Annotated in this window: 14 protein-coding genes; 7 read left to right on the top strand and 7 right to left on the bottom strand. The window is 68.0% G+C overall.

Going from position 1 to position 14,127, the window contains the following annotated elements; genetic code table 11:
* Nucleotides 1-53 precede the first annotated feature (53 nt).
* Entirely contained in the window at nucleotides 54-464 is a 411-nt protein-coding gene (locus DIE15_RS28365; protein ID WP_124834870.1) for a hypothetical protein, read from the bottom strand.
* Nucleotides 465-744: 280 nt separating this feature from the next.
* On the opposite strand from DIE15_RS28365, the gene DIE15_RS28370 reads away from it, so the two are divergent.
* The 3 genes from DIE15_RS28370 to fumC all read left to right on the top strand — a co-directional run bounded on the left by DIE15_RS28370 (nucleotide 745) and on the right by fumC (nucleotide 4,017).
* Complete coding sequence (locus DIE15_RS28370; protein ID WP_006753074.1) at nucleotides 745-963, top strand: RNA-binding S4 domain-containing protein; 219 nt, start codon at nucleotides 745-747, stop codon at nucleotides 961-963.
* 129 nt (nucleotides 964-1,092) lie between these two features.
* Nucleotides 1,093-2,481: a multidrug efflux MATE transporter NorM gene (norM, locus tag DIE15_RS28375; protein ID WP_124834871.1), complete on the top strand. Its 1,389-nt coding sequence runs from the start codon at nucleotides 1,093-1,095 to the stop codon at nucleotides 2,479-2,481.
* A gap of 141 nt (nucleotides 2,482-2,622) precedes the next feature.
* Nucleotides 2,623-4,017, top strand: coding sequence for a class II fumarate hydratase (gene fumC, locus DIE15_RS28380; protein WP_124834872.1), 1,395 nt, complete (start codon nucleotides 2,623-2,625; stop codon nucleotides 4,015-4,017).
* Between the two features lie 71 nt (nucleotides 4,018-4,088).
* On the opposite strand, the gene DIE15_RS28385 is transcribed toward fumC, so the two are convergent.
* Nucleotides 4,089-4,601 (bottom strand): acyl-CoA thioesterase, encoded by a 513-nt coding sequence (locus DIE15_RS28385; protein WP_014897688.1) that lies wholly within the window; start codon nucleotides 4,599-4,601, stop codon nucleotides 4,089-4,091.
* Between the two features lie 130 nt (nucleotides 4,602-4,731).
* Nucleotides 4,732-4,872, bottom strand: a complete 141-nt coding sequence (locus DIE15_RS37190) for a hypothetical protein (RefSeq protein WP_006753078.1) — start codon at nucleotides 4,870-4,872, stop codon at nucleotides 4,732-4,734.
* Between the two features lie 176 nt (nucleotides 4,873-5,048).
* Between DIE15_RS37190 and DIE15_RS28390 the strand changes: the two genes are divergently transcribed.
* Together DIE15_RS28390 and DIE15_RS28400 are read left to right on the top strand one after the other, a co-directional pair.
* On the top strand, nucleotides 5,049-5,768 hold the full coding sequence (locus DIE15_RS28390; RefSeq protein ID WP_124834882.1) for a helix-turn-helix transcriptional regulator: 720 nt from the start codon (nucleotides 5,049-5,051) through the stop codon (nucleotides 5,766-5,768).
* Nucleotides 5,769-5,930: 162 nt separating this feature from the next.
* Nucleotides 5,931-8,468 (top strand): DUF6600 domain-containing protein, encoded by a 2,538-nt coding sequence (locus tag DIE15_RS28400; RefSeq protein ID WP_124834873.1) that lies wholly within the window; start codon nucleotides 5,931-5,933, stop codon nucleotides 8,466-8,468.
* 109 nt (nucleotides 8,469-8,577) lie between these two features.
* Here the strand turns inward: DIE15_RS28400 and DIE15_RS28405 are convergent, their stop codons facing one another.
* On the bottom strand, nucleotides 8,578-9,549 hold the full coding sequence (locus tag DIE15_RS28405) for a thymidylate synthase (RefSeq protein WP_057928142.1): 972 nt from the start codon (nucleotides 9,547-9,549) through the stop codon (nucleotides 8,578-8,580).
* 42 nt (nucleotides 9,550-9,591) lie between these two features.
* Nucleotides 9,592-10,989 carry a sigma-54 dependent transcriptional regulator gene (locus tag DIE15_RS28410; RefSeq protein ID WP_124834874.1) on the bottom strand — a complete coding sequence of 466 codons (1,398 nt, stop codon included), beginning with the start codon at nucleotides 10,987-10,989 and terminating at the stop codon, nucleotides 9,592-9,594.
* Nucleotides 10,990-11,502: 513 nt separating this feature from the next.
* Between DIE15_RS28410 and DIE15_RS28420 the strand changes: the two genes are divergently transcribed.
* Nucleotides 11,503-11,835: a hypothetical protein gene (locus DIE15_RS28420; RefSeq protein WP_057928081.1), complete on the top strand. Its 333-nt coding sequence runs from the start codon at nucleotides 11,503-11,505 to the stop codon at nucleotides 11,833-11,835.
* Between the two features lie 42 nt (nucleotides 11,836-11,877).
* Here DIE15_RS28420 and DIE15_RS28425 read toward each other — a convergent pair whose 3' ends face one another.
* The gene (locus DIE15_RS28425; RefSeq protein ID WP_124834875.1) at nucleotides 11,878-12,114 is read right to left on the bottom strand and encodes a hypothetical protein; all 237 of its coding nucleotides are present in this window, start codon (nucleotides 12,112-12,114) and stop codon (nucleotides 11,878-11,880) included.
* 27 nt (nucleotides 12,115-12,141) lie between these two features.
* Between DIE15_RS28425 and DIE15_RS28430 the strand changes: the two genes are divergently transcribed.
* Nucleotides 12,142-12,642 carry a dihydrofolate reductase gene (locus DIE15_RS28430; RefSeq protein ID WP_057928083.1) on the top strand — a complete coding sequence of 167 codons (501 nt, stop codon included), beginning with the start codon at nucleotides 12,142-12,144 and terminating at the stop codon, nucleotides 12,640-12,642.
* Between the two features lie 81 nt (nucleotides 12,643-12,723).
* Here DIE15_RS28430 and pmbA read toward each other — a convergent pair whose 3' ends face one another.
* Entirely contained in the window at nucleotides 12,724-14,094 is a 1,371-nt protein-coding gene (pmbA, locus tag DIE15_RS28435) for a metalloprotease PmbA (RefSeq protein WP_057928084.1), read from the bottom strand.
* Nucleotides 14,095-14,127: the final 33 nt, after the last annotated feature.

The raw sequence follows: 14,127 nt of genomic DNA on the forward strand, positions 1-14,127 counted from the left end.
CGCCGTCACGACGCGCCGTCCGGGCCGGGCGTCGTGCGACGGTCTGGCACCGCTTACTGCGTGGCGCCCGAGGCCGATGCACCGCCCTGCACGCCGACCGACGCGCCGCCTTCGGTCGCTTCGTCGCCCACCTTCGCCTTCGCCGAGCCGGCATGATGCTTGGCCGACTTCATCGCATGCTTCGCGTGCTTCTTGGTCGAGTGGACCGACGACGCCGCCGTATCCTTCGCGCCGTCGGCTGCCGCACCGACTGCATCGGTTGCGCCGCCGACCGCATTGCCCGACACGTTGGCGCCGGCTCCGCCCTGCATACCCGCGCCGGCGCCTGCCCCTGCTGCCGGCGCCTGCGTCTGCACGCCGGCGCCCGCGGCGCCCTGTGTCGCGACGCCCGTCTGCGCAAATGCGGCCGAAGTGGCGAACGCCGTCAGCGCGGCACCGATCAGCATCGTACGAATCTTGGACATGACAATCCTCCTCAAGAAGTTGTGGGCGCGGAGCGCATCGATACGCTCCGTCGCGTCCCCTGCCGCAACACGCAGCAGGTACGACAGAAGACCCGCGGGACGCACGCCCGGTTCTCGAATCTGTCAGACTGTTACCCACCGTTTCATTTGCTGACGAATCGCTCACAGTCCTTAACAACTGCGGTGCGCGCGCCTGCACGAACGTCCGCGCTCGCGTGCCGGGCCGCGGTGCCGTATGATGCGGGGCGATTCCTCCCGCGCATCGCGCGCTTCCTTCGTCATGCCCAATCTGGATTTCACGCTGACCGGCGAATACGTCGAGCTGCACAACCTTCTCAAGATCACCGGCCTCGCCGATAGCGGCGGCACCGCGAAGATGTTCGTCGCGTCCGGCGCGGTGAAAGTCGACGGCGTGGTCGAGCTGCGCAAGACCTGCAAGATCCGCGCGGGCCAGGTCGTGCTGTTCGGCGATACGCGGATCGCCGTGCACGACGCATAGCGGTTCCCCCTTGCCGTGACATGGCCATCGGCGCGCGCGTTCGACACCGTTCGAATAAGGCCGTAAGCTGGCTGTCTCTCAAAATAAATACAGACGGCGCGGGCACGCACCCGCGCGAGCGCTCATTCCATGTCGCATTCCGGTCTTACGCGGACGGCCGCCGCGCCGCCGTCCCTGTCCAGTCATGCCGCCGATACCGCACGCCTCGCCGCGCCGCTCGCGATCGCGCAGCTCTCGCAGATGGCGATGAGCGTCACCGATACGGTATTGCTCGGCTCGCTCGGCCCCGATTCGCTCGCGGCGGGCGGCCTCGGCGCGAACTTCTTCTTCGTCATCGTGACCGTGCTGCAGGGCGTGCTGTCGTCGGTGAGCGTGAGCGTCGCGCATGCGCGCGGCGCACAGGCCGAGGATCGCGTGCCCCATATCTATTGGACGGGCTTCGTGCTGTCCGTGCTGCTCGCGATTCCGGCGATCATCGCGCTGTCGCTGTCCGAACCGATCCTGCTGATGTTCCACGAGCCGCCGATGCTCGCGCATCACGTCGGCGAATACACCGGCATCCTGCGCTTCGCGGCGCTCGGCAGCCTGATCGGCGTCGGGCTGATGCGCGCGTTCCTGCCCGCGATCGGGGCCGCGCGGCGGCTGCTGTGGGTATCGATCGGCGGCGTCGGGGTCAACGGCGTGCTGAACTACGGGCTGATCCACGGCGCATTCGGCTTGCCGCGGCTCGGCTTCCTCGGCTCCGCGGTCGCGACGACCATCACGATCTGGCTCACCGCGCTCGCGCTGATCTGGCTGCTGCACGGCCGCCAGCGGTTCCGCCATTTCGTGACCGCCGCCCGCCCGAAGCTGCCCGTGATGGGCGAGCTGATCGGCATCGGCTGGCCGGTGGCGATCACGTACGGAGTCGAATCGACGCTCTTTCTCGCCACGGGCCTGACCATCGGCGTGCTCGGCGCGACGTCGCTTGCCGCGCACCAGATCGCGCTGAACGTCGCATCGGTGGCGTTCATGGTGCCGCTCGCGATCGGTCAGGCGGCCAACGTGCGGGTTGGCTACTGGGTCGGCGCCGGCGAACCGGTCGCCGCGCGGCACGCGGGCTTCGTCGCACTCGGCCTCGGCATCGCGTTCATGTCGCTGTCGGGGCTCGTGCTGATCGTCGCGCCGCATGCGATCGTCGGCCTGTACCTGCACCTCGACGACCCGGCCAACGCGGCGACGGTGTCGCTTGCGGCGTCGCTGCTCGGCATCGCCGCGGTGTTCCAGGTCGTGGACGGAATGCAGACTGTCGGGTCGGGTGCGCTACGCGGGCTGCGGGATACACGCATCCCGATGCTCGCGGCGACCCTCGGCTACTGGGGCATCGGCTTCCCGACCGGCTACTGGCTGGCGTTCCACGCGGGCCTCGGCGCACGCGGCCTGTGGTGGGGGCTCGCGGCCGGCCTCGCGAGCGTCGCCGTGCTGATGGCGTGGCGCTTTCACCTGAAGACATCGTCGCTCATCGCATCGACGCGCTGAGCGCGACACGACGCAAAATCGCGGCCGGCGCTATGCTTGTCGGTTGAAGACCCACGACGCCGCGCCAGCGGCGCGACTGCCTCACGATACGCCAGACGCCGCGCGACGCGCGGCCTTTCCCCTTCCCAAGAGGAGTGCATCATGAACGAAGCAGTTCGGATGGAACGCGACACGTTCGGCGAGATCGCCGTGCCGGCCGACCGGCTCTGGGGCGCGCAGACCGAGCGCTCGCTGCAGAATTTCCGGATCTCGACGGAGAAGCAGTCTCCCGAGCTGATCCACGCGCTCGCGATCGTCAAGCGCGCCGCGGCCGCCGTGAACCAGTCGCTCGGCGTGCTGGCCGACGACAAGGCCCGCGCAATCATCGACACGGCCGACGAGATCATCGCGGGCAAGCATCCGCGCGAATTCCCGCTCGCGGTGTGGCAGACGGGCTCCGGCACGCAGACCAACATGAACCTCAACGAGGTGATCGCGAACCGGGCGAGCGAGTTGCTCGGCGGCAAGCGCGGCGAAGCGCGCAAGGTCCACCCGAACGACGACGTGAACCGCGGCCAGTCGTCGAACGACGTGTTCCCGACCGCGATGCACGTCGCGGCGGCCTACGCGATCGTCAACCACCTGCTGCCCGCGCTGCGCACGCTGCGCGCGACGCTCGATGCGAAGTCAAAGGCCTTCGCCGATATCGTAAAGATCGGCCGCACGCACCTGCAGGACGCGACACCGCTCACGCTCGGGCAGGAATTCTCCGGCTATGTCGCGCAACTCGACCAGGGCGTCCGGCACGTCGAGTCGGCGCTGCCGCACCTGTACGAGCTCGCGCTCGGCGGCACCGCGGTCGGCACCGGGCTGAACGCGCATCCGGAGTTCGCGGTGCGCGTCGCCGACGAAATCGGCCGGCTGACGAAGCTGCCGTTCGTGACCGCACCGAGCAAGTTCGAGGTGATGGCGGCCGCCGACGCGCTGGTGTTCGCGCACGGCGCGCTGAAGACGGTCGCCGCCGGCCTGATGAAGATCGCCAACGACGTCCGCTGGCTCGCGAGCGGGCCGCGCTGCGGGCTCGGCGAACTGTCGATCCCGGAAAACGAGCCGGGCAGTTCGATCATGCCGGGCAAGGTGAACCCGACGCAGTCGGAAGCCGTGACGATGCTGTGCTGCCAGGTGTTCGGCAACGACGTCGCGGTCAACGTCGGCGGCGCCAGCGGCAACTTCGAGCTGAACGTGTTCCGGCCGATGATCGCGCACAACGTGCTGCAGTCGGTGCGGCTCCTCGCCGACGGTGCACAGAGCTTCAACGATCACTGCGCGGTGGGCATCGAGCCGAACCGTGCGCGCATCGACCTGCTGCTGAACGAATCGCTGATGCTCGTGACGGCGCTCAATCCGCACATCGGCTACGACAAGGCCGCGCAGATCGCGAAGAAGGCGCACAAGGAAGGCACGACGCTGAAGGCAGCCGCGCTTGCGCTCGGCTATCTGACCGAGGCGGAATTCGATGCGTGGGTGCGCCCCGAAGAGATGATCGGGTCACGCTAATCGCAGGTTTGACGCGATGACGGGACGGGCGCGGCGCGAACGCGGCGCCCGGCGCCCGGCGCCCGGTACCGTCAGACGGTGCCCTTCGCCACTTCCTCGGGCTTCATCTCGACGATCTTGTCGAGCGCGGCGCGCACGTCGGCCGCATATTTCGCCAGCACCTTCTGCTCGTCGGTCTCGGGCACGAACGGCGGCACCGGCACTGGGTTGCCGTTCTCGTCAACCGCGACGAACACGACCAGGCAGTCGGTCGTCTGGCGCAGCACGCCGCCTTTCGGATCGCCGGCATGCACGGACACATGGATGTGCATGCTGGTGCGGCCCGTCGCGACGACGCGCGCCTTCAGTTCAACCAGGTTACCGACGAGAATCGGACGCTGGAAACGGATGTTGCCGACGCTGACCGTCACGCAGTAGCGGCTCGACCAGACTGCCGCGCACGCATACGCGACCTCGTCGATCCACTTCATCAGTGCGCCGCCGTGCACCTTGCCGCCGAAGTTCACGGACGACGGCTCGGCGAGGAAGCGGAATACGGTTTCGGTGCGGTCGAGGGCGGCCGGTACGGGGGACGGTTGGGACATCGTGGTAGCTCCAGGCGGCGGGGTACGGCAATCGGCGCATTATACGTTGCACTGCGACAACACGTCGCAGTTCCCGCCGGGTGGCCACCCACGCGTTGAACCGGCATCGGCACGGAGATTCGGCGCCCCGTCAGCGGCGCACCGTGATTCCCTGATCGATCGTCCCGTACATCTCGAGGCTGCCGCCCCGCTCGCCGGCGGCACCCGCGCCGCCCTGCGCACAGGCCGCGCAGACGAGCGCAGCCGCCAACAGGCAGAAAATCGTCTTCATCGTTGCATCGTGTCGCATCCGGCGGCCCACTGCCGCCGCGTCCGGTCATTCTACGCGTGCGCGGTCGCCGGCCGCGGCCGTACGCACCCCGCCGCATCCGACATTTCATCCGAACGCGAAACATCGAATGTACGCAACGCCTACACTGCAGTCATTCCGCCCGACGAGACACGATGATGACCGATCAAGACGACCACCACTTTCCCGGCCTGAGCCGGATCGGCGCACTGATTGCCGATCCGGGGCGCGCCGCGATGCTGTGGATGCTGATGGACGGCAGCGCGCGTCCGGCCGGCGAACTGACGATGATCGCGGGGCTGTCGCCGTCCGCGGCGAGCGCGCATCTCTCGCGCCTGACCGAAGGCGGCCTGCTCGCGCTCGACGTGCGCGGCCGGCACCGCTACTACCGGCTTGCATCGGCCGACATCGCAGCATCGCTCGAGGCGCTCGCGAACGTGGCCCGCGCGGCCGCGCCGAACCGCCCGGTGCCGCCGCCGTCGCGCACGGTGCCGGCCGAGCTGCGTTACGCCCGCACCTGCTACGACCACATGGCCGGCGAACTCGCGGTCCGCATCTTCGACGGGCTCACCGCGCGCGGCTGGCTGCGTGCGGACGGCGACGCGATCGAGACCACCGAGCTCGGCACGCAGGCACTCGCACGCTGGGGCATCGACGTCGCGCAGCAGCGCGCGCGCCGGCGCCGCTTCGCATGCGGTTGCCTCGACTGGAGCGAGCGCCGCGCGCATCTCGGCGGCGCGCTCGGCGCGGCACTGCTCGACAGCTTTTGCGCACACGGCTGGATCGAGCGCACCGCACGGCCGCGCGTGCTGCGGGTCACCGTGCCCGGACAGCAGCTTTTCGACGACTGGCTTGCGTCCGGGCTTACGTCCGCTTGACACGCGCATTGCGACCGGGCAACAACGGCGCTCGATGGACAGGTTTTGTTACATCGCGTGCCATCCGACTTACAAAACACCGAGCACTGAAACAGGCCGAGCGGATATTGTGAACTGGACGGCACGAATCGACGCGCCGCGATCACGACGAAGACGCTCATCATGGCTTCCCTGTTCACGCTCAAGCGAACCGCACGCTGCACGCTGCTCGCGTTCGCCGCGCTGGCGACCCTGCCCCCCGCATTCGCGCAAGCGACCCCGGCCGCACCGTATGCGACCGCCGCCCGGCAGCCGGGCGGTGATCCGCCAAGCCGCGTCGCCCGGCTCAACTACATGTCGGGTGCCGTGACGACGGAGCCGGCCGGCACCGATACGTGGTCGTACGCCGCCGTGAACCGGCCGCTGACGACGGGCGACCAGCTGTGGAACGACGCCGGTGCGCGCTCGGAGCTGCACATCGGCTCGACCGCGGTGCGGCTCGGTGAATCGACGAGCCTGTCGGTGCTGAACCTCGACGACACGACGACGCAACTGAAGGTCGGACTCGGCACCGTATCGACGCACGTGCGCGATCTGCCGTCCGGCGGGTCGTACGAAATCGATACGCCCAATCTCGCGCTCGGCATCACGGGCCCCGGCGACTATCGCGTCGATGTCGCGCCGAACGGCGCGAGCACGACGGTGACCGTGCGCAGCGGCAGCGCGACCGTGTACGGCAGCAATGGGCAGTACCCGCTGTCGCCCGGCCAGCAGGTCGTGTTCACCGGCACCGACCTGCAGGTCGCGCAGCAATCGGCCGCGCCGGCCCCGGATGCGCTCGATCAGTGGGCCGCCAGCCGCGATGCAGCCGAGCAGCGCTCGGTATCGGCCCGCTACGTGTCGCGCGATATTCCCGGCTACCAGGATCTCGACGCGAACGGCACGTGGCGCGAGACCCCGAACTACGGTGCGGTCTGGGTGCCCAACGACACACCGGCCGACTGGGCGCCGTATCACGACGGTCACTGGATCTGGCAGGCACCGTGGGGCTGGACGTGGGTCGACGATGCGCCGTGGGGCTTCGCGCCGTACCACTACGGCCGCTGGGCCTATGTGGACGACAGCTGGGCGTGGGTGCCCGGCCCGACGGTGGTCAGCCAGCCGCCCGTCTACGCGCCGGCGCTCGTCGCATTCGTGGGCGGCGGCGGCGGTCCCGACTGGAGCGTCGCGCTGACGGTCGGCGGCGTCGCCGCAGCCGGCTGCGCATGGTTCGCACTCGGCCCGGGCGAACCGTGGCATCCCGGCTGGGGCGGCTGGAGCCCGCACTACTACGATCGCGTGAACCGGAACATCGTGGTCAATAACGTCACGGTGAACAAGACCGTGAACGTGACGAACATCACCAACATCACGAACATCAACAAGACGTACGTGAACTTCCGCGCACCGCACGCGATTACGGCCGTGCCGGCGTCCGCCTTCGTGCACGGCCAGCCGGTCGCGCACTTCTCGCAACACGTCGATCCGAAGCAATGGCGCAACGCGCACGTGATGCCGGGCACGCCCGGCATTGCGCCGGTGCGCCAGAGCTTTACCGGCGGATTGCGCGCGGCCAGCTACCGGCCGCCGGCGGCGATCGGCCAGCACACGTTCGTCGCAACGCGCAATCCGGCGGTGCCGGCCGCGTATCGCGACCAGGCGGCCGCCCATCTCGCACGGCAGGGCGGACACGTGCCCGGCGCGGGCGCCCCTGTCGCCAGGACCAGCGTACCGGCCGACTATACGGCTCGCCCGGTCCGCGTGCCGGGCAATCCGAAAGCCGGCGCATGGGCGATGCGCAACGTGCAGCTCGTGAATCCGCACGGCCCCGTCGTGCAACCGGCGCACGCGCCGCACGAAGGCCAGCCGGCCCCGACACAGGCGGCACGGCCAGGCGCGCCGATGCCGCTCGTGCAGAATGGCATGCGACCGATGAACGGCGAGGCCCCCAATGCGCCGCGCTTCGCCAACGGCGCGACGCCGCAGGCGCCGGGCAATCCGGCTCCGCATCAGGCATTGGGTCCGGGAAATGGCGTCCCGCACCCGCCGACGGCCGGCAACGAGCCGGCCCCGCGCGACAACGCGCATGCAGCCGCGGCGCCCGCCCCTGCCTGGATGCAGCCGCACACACCGATGGAGCGTCAGCGCGCGACGCCGCCGACCGCGCTCCACGCAGCGGGCCAGAATGCGTTGCCGCCCGTGCGCGGCGCAGCGCCGGTCCCGCATCAGGAAGGCGCGCCCGTAACGCAACCCGGCGGGCGGCAGGAAACGCCGCGTGCGTCGCCGCAACCGCGACCCGACACGACCGCGCAGATTCCGCAGCCGCGTCCGCGCCCCGATTTCCCGACGCCGGCCCAACATGCGCAGCCGCGTCCGGAGCGGACTGCGCCGGCGCCGCAACCGCGCCCCGAATTCGCGCAACCGGCACCGCACCGCGAAGTCGCACCGCCGCGCGTGAACGAGTACCGCCCACCCGCACACGTGGCGCATGAAATGCCGCGACCGCAACCGCAGGCTCCGCGCATGGAGCCGCGGCCGTCGATGCCCGCACCTCGCATGGAACCGCGACCGTCGATGCCCGCACCGCACATGGAACCGCGGCCGCAACCGACGCCGCACGTCGAGGCGCCGCACCCGAGCAATCCGCCGCCCGGCGGCCACGACGAGCGGCGTCATCAGTAACGATCGCCCGAAGAAACAGAAAGGCCCGACCGGCAGGTATGCCGGTCGGGCCTTCTTCACTCTGCCGGATGCGGGTCGTACAACCCGCGCAGCCAGCGGGCGCCGCTGCTCAGACCGCCATCGGCGCGGTCAGCGGCTCATGGTGCCGGTAGCCGACGAGCGAGAAATCGGACGGCTCGATCTGCTCGAGCCATTCGGGCGCATACACGCCCGTCTTCGCGTAGTCCGGCACGCGCTCGGCGATCTCGAGCCGCGGGCTTTCGTACGGCTCGCGCGTGAGTTGCTGCTGCAACATGTCGAGCTGGTTCTCGTAGATGTGCGCGTCACCGATGAAATACGTGAACCAGCGCGGCGTGTAGCCCGTCAGCCGGCCGACGAGCGACAGCAGCGCGGCGCCTTCGGTCAGGTTGAACGGCGTGCCGAGCCCGACGTCATTGCTGCGGATATACAGACACAGCGAAATCTCGCGCTTCGCGACGTTCGGCAGGAACTGATACAGCAGATGGCACGCGGGCAGCGCGATCTGGTCGAGCACGGCCGGATTCCATGCATGAAACAGAATGCGGCGGTCCGCCGGGTTCTCCATGATCGTGTCGAGACACTGGCGCAACTGGTCGATCGCCTTGTACACCAGCACCTTCGGCGCACCGTCCTCGTCGAAACGCGTGACGACCCGGAAACCGCGGCGCGTCGCGTCGGCGATCTGCGCGTCGGCGCCCGCGTCGAGCACCTTGTAGCCGGGCCACTGGCGCCATTGCACGCCGTACACGTCACCCAGGTCGTCGACGCCCTGGCGGTACGGGTTCGCGAGCCACTGCGCGTTGTCGTTCGCGTTCGCATCCCAGACCTTGCAGCCGAGCGCACGGAAATCGGCCGCGCTGCGCGACGCGCGCAGGAAACCGACCAACTCGCCGATCGCGGACTTGAACGCCAGCTTCTTGGTCGTCACGGCCGGGAAGCCTTGCTGCAGGTCGAACCGCAGCATCGCGCCGGGCATGCTGATGGTGCGGATGCCCGTGCGGTTTTCCTGCCAGGTGCCGGTGTCGAGGATGGTGCGAACGAGGTCGAGGTACTGTTTCATGCGGGTTCCTTCGGCCGCGAGGGCGGCCGTCACCCGCCAATTTTAGCAAGCGTGATGCGGAACCTCCGGCAACGACGCCGAAAACCCGCCCAGCGGGTCGCTGCGGTCGCGCATTCCGTGTGCGCACATCAGCCTGTAGAGCGTGACACGCGACACACCGAGCTCGCGCGCCGCATCGGCGAAACGGCCGCGATGACGCAGCAGCGCCTGCTCGATCGCCTGCCGTTCGGCCGCTTCCCTCGCCTCGGTGAGCGATACGGGCGCCAGTACCGCGAATTCATGGAGCTCGAGATCGGCCGCGGTAATCATCCGGCCCTCCGACATCACGATCGCGCGGCGCACGCGATTGATCAGCTCGCGCACGTTGCCCGGCCATGAATAGCCATAGAGCGCGGCGATCGCGTCCGGAGAGAAGCCGCGCAGGCGGCGATGCGCATCGCCCTTGAAACGCTCGAGCATGTGGCGTGCGAGCACCTCGATATCCTTGCCGCGCGCGCGCAGCGGCGGCTCCTCGATCTTCAGCACGCACAGACGGTGGAACAGATCCTCGCGGAACCGCCCTTCGCGCAGCGCCGCTTCCATGTCCACATGTGTCGCGCAGATCACGCGCACGTCGACCTGCACCGATACATGCGCGCCGAGCCGCTCGATCTTGCCTTCCTGCAGGAACCGCAAGAGGCTCGCCTGGCTCTCGAGCGGCAGGTCGCCGATTTCGTCGAGAAACAGCGTGCCGCCGTTCGCAGCCTCGACACGGCCGATCTTGCGCTGGTTCGCGCCCGTAAACGCGCCGCGCTCATAGCCGAACAGTTCGGCTTGCAGCAGCGTCGACGGAATCGCACCGCAGTTGATTGCGACGAACGGTGCGTGTGCGCGCGCCGAACGCTCGTGAATCGCGACGGCCGTCAGCTCCTTGCCGGTACCCGACTCGCCGGAGATGAACACCGGTGCATCGGTCGTCGCGACGCGCCGGATCGTCCTGAAGAGCCCGAGCATCGCATCGCAGGTGCCGACCATCTCGCCTTCGGCGCGCCCGGCGCCGACGGGGGACGCCACCGTGTCGGTCAGCGCGACCATGCCGTGCGCATGGCCGACGGTCTCGACGATGCGCGACGTCTCGTACGGCATCGTCACGTAGTCGAAGCAATAGTCACGAATGAGATGCCGCAACGTGGCGTCCTGCAACTGGCCACGCCGGGTCGCCGCGATCCAGCCGATGTGCTGGATGCTCAGACACGCTTCGAGTTCGCGCAGATCCGCGGGCCTGAAACCCGGCGAGAAATCGAGCAGGCCGGCGGATGCCACGCCGTGCTGGACGACACGCCGCACGTCGCGAGCGCTTTCCGCAAGATCGACGCGCCACCCGCATTCGTCGAAATGCCCGCGCAACGCGTCGTTCGGTTCGCGCGAGAAATAGATCACATGCCGCTGCTCGGCTCCCATATGCCCACCCCGTTCATCAACCGTCTAACGATTGCCGCGCACGCCAGTCGCGTGCGAAAAGGATCGAATCGGATCGAATCGGGTCAGCCGAAGCGGCTCGATTCGCCATGCCGATGCGTGGCAACAACAAGCCTCGCATGATGGCGCTTATCTCGCGTCCAGTTATTTTTCGATCAAGACAGCTTGGTTATAGGCGCCGAATAAGACAAACCGATTGCGGCGCGAATGGGCGAGCGGTCTTATCGCTCAGCGGTCGACGCAGATCAATCGTCTGCACATAACGCACGCACAGCGCGATACGTTCATTGCATCGACACACGCGCAGATTTTCATCCTTGGAGCGTATCGATTGAATCCGCAGTATTCCCGAGCACCTTCGTTTCACGGCTGAAACATTTCCCCGCGTTTTCGACCTCGATTCACTATGCTCGCACGCAAATCATAGACACAACAACGCTCTTCGCCGGATGGCATGCATTTCGCTGAATGCGTAACGGATCGGAGAAGGCGACCATGGGAACACTTTTTTCACGGTCTTTCGGGCAGGCGACGATTGCGTTCGCGCTCGCGTGTCTGTTCATGCCGGCACGCGCGGACGAAAGCGCGGAACGCGCGCGCGCGCAGCTTGCCGACAACGCACCGGGCATGCAACAGGACAACCAGTTCATCGTCGTACCCGTCGCCGTGCCGCAAGCGCGTTCGTCTGACAAGACATCGGTGACGCTGTGGGACGAGATCGCCCCGCCGTCTCCGCTACAGCCGCTGCACGTGCCGCTCCCCGCGCCGCGCCCCGATGATGCACAGCATGCGATGCAAGGAAATACCGGGAACGGCGTGCGTCGATGACGCGCACGCGATACCGAGCGCCGTCGATTTGATGAGGACCACCTATTGAATTGATGCGAAGCGGACGATGCCGATCGTGCAGGGTTTCGTCGACGCAACGACGCGAACGGTTTTTGTGTCCGTCCCCCGGCGGGCACTCTTTTTATTCATGACGTCGCGATGCGAAGGCGCGCACATCGTCGCGAGCAGCGACGATGTGCGCGCGCCGGCACAGCGGAACTGCCGGCGCATCCGCGCCGAAGCCGGCGCACGCCGCCATTCCGGTAGAATCGGCGCCATTCCGGCTCTCCTCTTCCCCCGACCTTCATGACGACGTTGACCCTGATCGTCGCGCGCGCCCGCAACGGCATCATCGGCCGCGACAACCAGTTGCCCTGGAAACTTCCCGAGGACCTCGCATTCTTCAAGCGTACGACGATGGGCGCACCGATCGTGATGGGCCGCAAGACCCACGAGTCGATCGGCCGGCCGCTGCCGGGCCGCCGCAACATCGTCGTCACGCGCGACGCAGCACGCCGCTTCGACGGCTGCGACACCGTCACGTCGCTCGCCGACGCGCTCGCACTCGCCGCACGCGACGGGGTGGTCGAAGCATTCCTGATCGGCGGTGCGCAGCTCTATGCGGAAGGCCTCGAACTCGCCGACAAGCTGATCGTCACCGAGATCGATGCGGACTTCGATGGCGATGCGTCGTTCCCGGCGCCCGATCCCGCGCACTGGCACGAAGTGTCGCGCGACACCCACCAGGCTGCCGCGCCGAACACGTTCGGCTATGCGTTCGTCGTCTACGCGCGCAAGCGCGACTGACGCGCGACACGCGATAAAAAAGCCCGACCGGCTCTGCGCCAGTCGGGCTTTTTCGTTTCCTGGCGGCCGATGCCGCACCGCTTACTGCCCGGCGATCGTCATCTGCTCGATCAGCACCGAGCCCGTTTCCTTCGTCCCGCGCACGATCGAATCCGCACCGATCGCGACGATATGCCGGAACATCTCCTGCAGCGTGCTCGCGACGGTGATTTCCTCGACCGGATACTGGATCACGCCATTCTCGACCCAGAAGCCGGCCGCGCCGCGCGAATAATCGCCGGTCACGTAGTTCACGCCCTGCCCCATCAGCTCGGTCAGCAAAAGGCCCGTGCCGAGCTTCTTCAGCATCGCGTCGAAGTCGTCGCCCGGCTGCGTGTTCGAGCTGCGCAGCGCGAGGTTGTGCGAGCCGCCTGCGTTGCCGGTCGTCTGCGTGCCGAGCTTGCGCGCCGAATAGGTCGACAGGAAATAGCCTTCGACGACACCGTCCTTGACGACGCTGCGCGCACGCGTGCGCACACCTTCCTCGTCGAACGGCGCGCTGCCCATCGCGCGCGGCACGTGCGGATCCTCGACGACCTGGACGTGCGGCGCGAACACCGGCTTGCCGAGGCTGTCGACGAGGAACGACGTCTTGCGGTACAGCGCGCCGCCGCTGACTGCCTGCACGAACGCGCCGAGCAGGCCGGCCGCAAGCGGGGCCTCGAACAGCACGGGCACCTTGCGGGTATCGAGACGGCGCGCGCCCATCCGCGCGAGCGCACGCTCGGCCGCATAGCGCCCGACGGCTTCCGGCGCCGCGAGATCGACGGCGCTGCGCTTCGACGAATACCAGTCGTCACGCTGCATGTGGCGACCGCTGCCCGCGATCGGCGCGCACGCGATGTAGTGGCGCGAGTACGGGTAACCGGAGAGGAAGCCGCGCGACGTTGCGAGCACGAACTGCGAATGCTGCGCCGACACACTCGCGCCTTCCGAGTTGCGGATCTGCGGGCTGACCGCGAACGCGGCGTCTTCCGCGCGGCGGGCGAGTTCGACGGCCTCGTCGGCCGTCAGCGCCCACGGGTGATAGAGGTCGAGGTCGCGCGGGTCGGTTTCGAGCAGCTCGGCCTCGGCGAGGCCTGCCGCGTCGTCTTCTGCGGTGAAGCGCGCGATGTTGTACGCGGCGGCGACGGTATCCTTGATCGCGGCCGGCGAAAAGTCCGACGTGCTCGCATTGCCGCGCTTCTTGCCGATGAACACCGTCACGCCGACCATCTTGTCGCGGTTGTGTTCGATCGTCTCGACCTCGCCGCGGCGCACCGACACCGACAGGCCGTCGCCTTCGGAGATTTCTGTCGCGGCGTCCGTCGCACCGAGCGCCTTCGCGTGGCGAAGGATGTCCGAGGCAATTTCTTTGAGCTGGTCCTGCGTGTGCGGGAAATAGCGCGCTTGTACGTCGAGATTGGCTGCCATCGTCGTGATATCCGGTGGCGGGCGAGCCGCCCG

Source organism: Burkholderia sp. Bp9031, assembly GCF_003857965.1.
Taxonomy (GTDB): domain Bacteria; phylum Pseudomonadota; class Gammaproteobacteria; order Burkholderiales; family Burkholderiaceae; genus Burkholderia; species Burkholderia ambifaria_A.

Coding starts and splice junctions, on each gene's coding strand:
- norM (WP_124834871.1), top strand. CDS start 1,093: ATGTCGCATTCCGGTCTTACGCGGACGGCCGCCGCGCCGCCGTCCCTG.
- DIE15_RS28430 (WP_057928083.1), top strand. CDS start 12,142: ATGACGACGTTGACCCTGATCGTCGCGCGCGCCCGCAACGGCATCATC.
- DIE15_RS28370 (WP_006753074.1), top strand. CDS start 745: ATGCCCAATCTGGATTTCACGCTGACCGGCGAATACGTCGAGCTGCAC.
- DIE15_RS28410 (WP_124834874.1), bottom strand. CDS start 10,989: ATGGGAGCCGAGCAGCGGCATGTGATCTATTTCTCGCGCGAACCGAAC.
- DIE15_RS28365 (WP_124834870.1), bottom strand. CDS start 464: ATGTCCAAGATTCGTACGATGCTGATCGGTGCCGCGCTGACGGCGTTC.
- DIE15_RS28390 (WP_124834882.1), top strand. CDS start 5,049: ATGACCGATCAAGACGACCACCACTTTCCCGGCCTGAGCCGGATCGGC.
- DIE15_RS28400 (WP_124834873.1), top strand. CDS start 5,931: ATGGCTTCCCTGTTCACGCTCAAGCGAACCGCACGCTGCACGCTGCTC.
- DIE15_RS28385 (WP_014897688.1), bottom strand. CDS start 4,601: ATGTCCCAACCGTCCCCCGTACCGGCCGCCCTCGACCGCACCGAAACC.
- pmbA (WP_057928084.1), bottom strand. CDS start 14,094: ATGGCAGCCAATCTCGACGTACAAGCGCGCTATTTCCCGCACACGCAG.
- DIE15_RS28420 (WP_057928081.1), top strand. CDS start 11,503: ATGGGAACACTTTTTTCACGGTCTTTCGGGCAGGCGACGATTGCGTTC.
- DIE15_RS28405 (WP_057928142.1), bottom strand. CDS start 9,549: ATGAAACAGTACCTCGACCTCGTTCGCACCATCCTCGACACCGGCACC.
- fumC (WP_124834872.1), top strand. CDS start 2,623: ATGAACGAAGCAGTTCGGATGGAACGCGACACGTTCGGCGAGATCGCC.
- DIE15_RS37190 (WP_006753078.1), bottom strand. CDS start 4,872: ATGAAGACGATTTTCTGCCTGTTGGCGGCTGCGCTCGTCTGCGCGGCC.
- DIE15_RS28425 (WP_124834875.1), bottom strand. CDS start 12,114: ATGGCGCCGATTCTACCGGAATGGCGGCGTGCGCCGGCTTCGGCGCGG.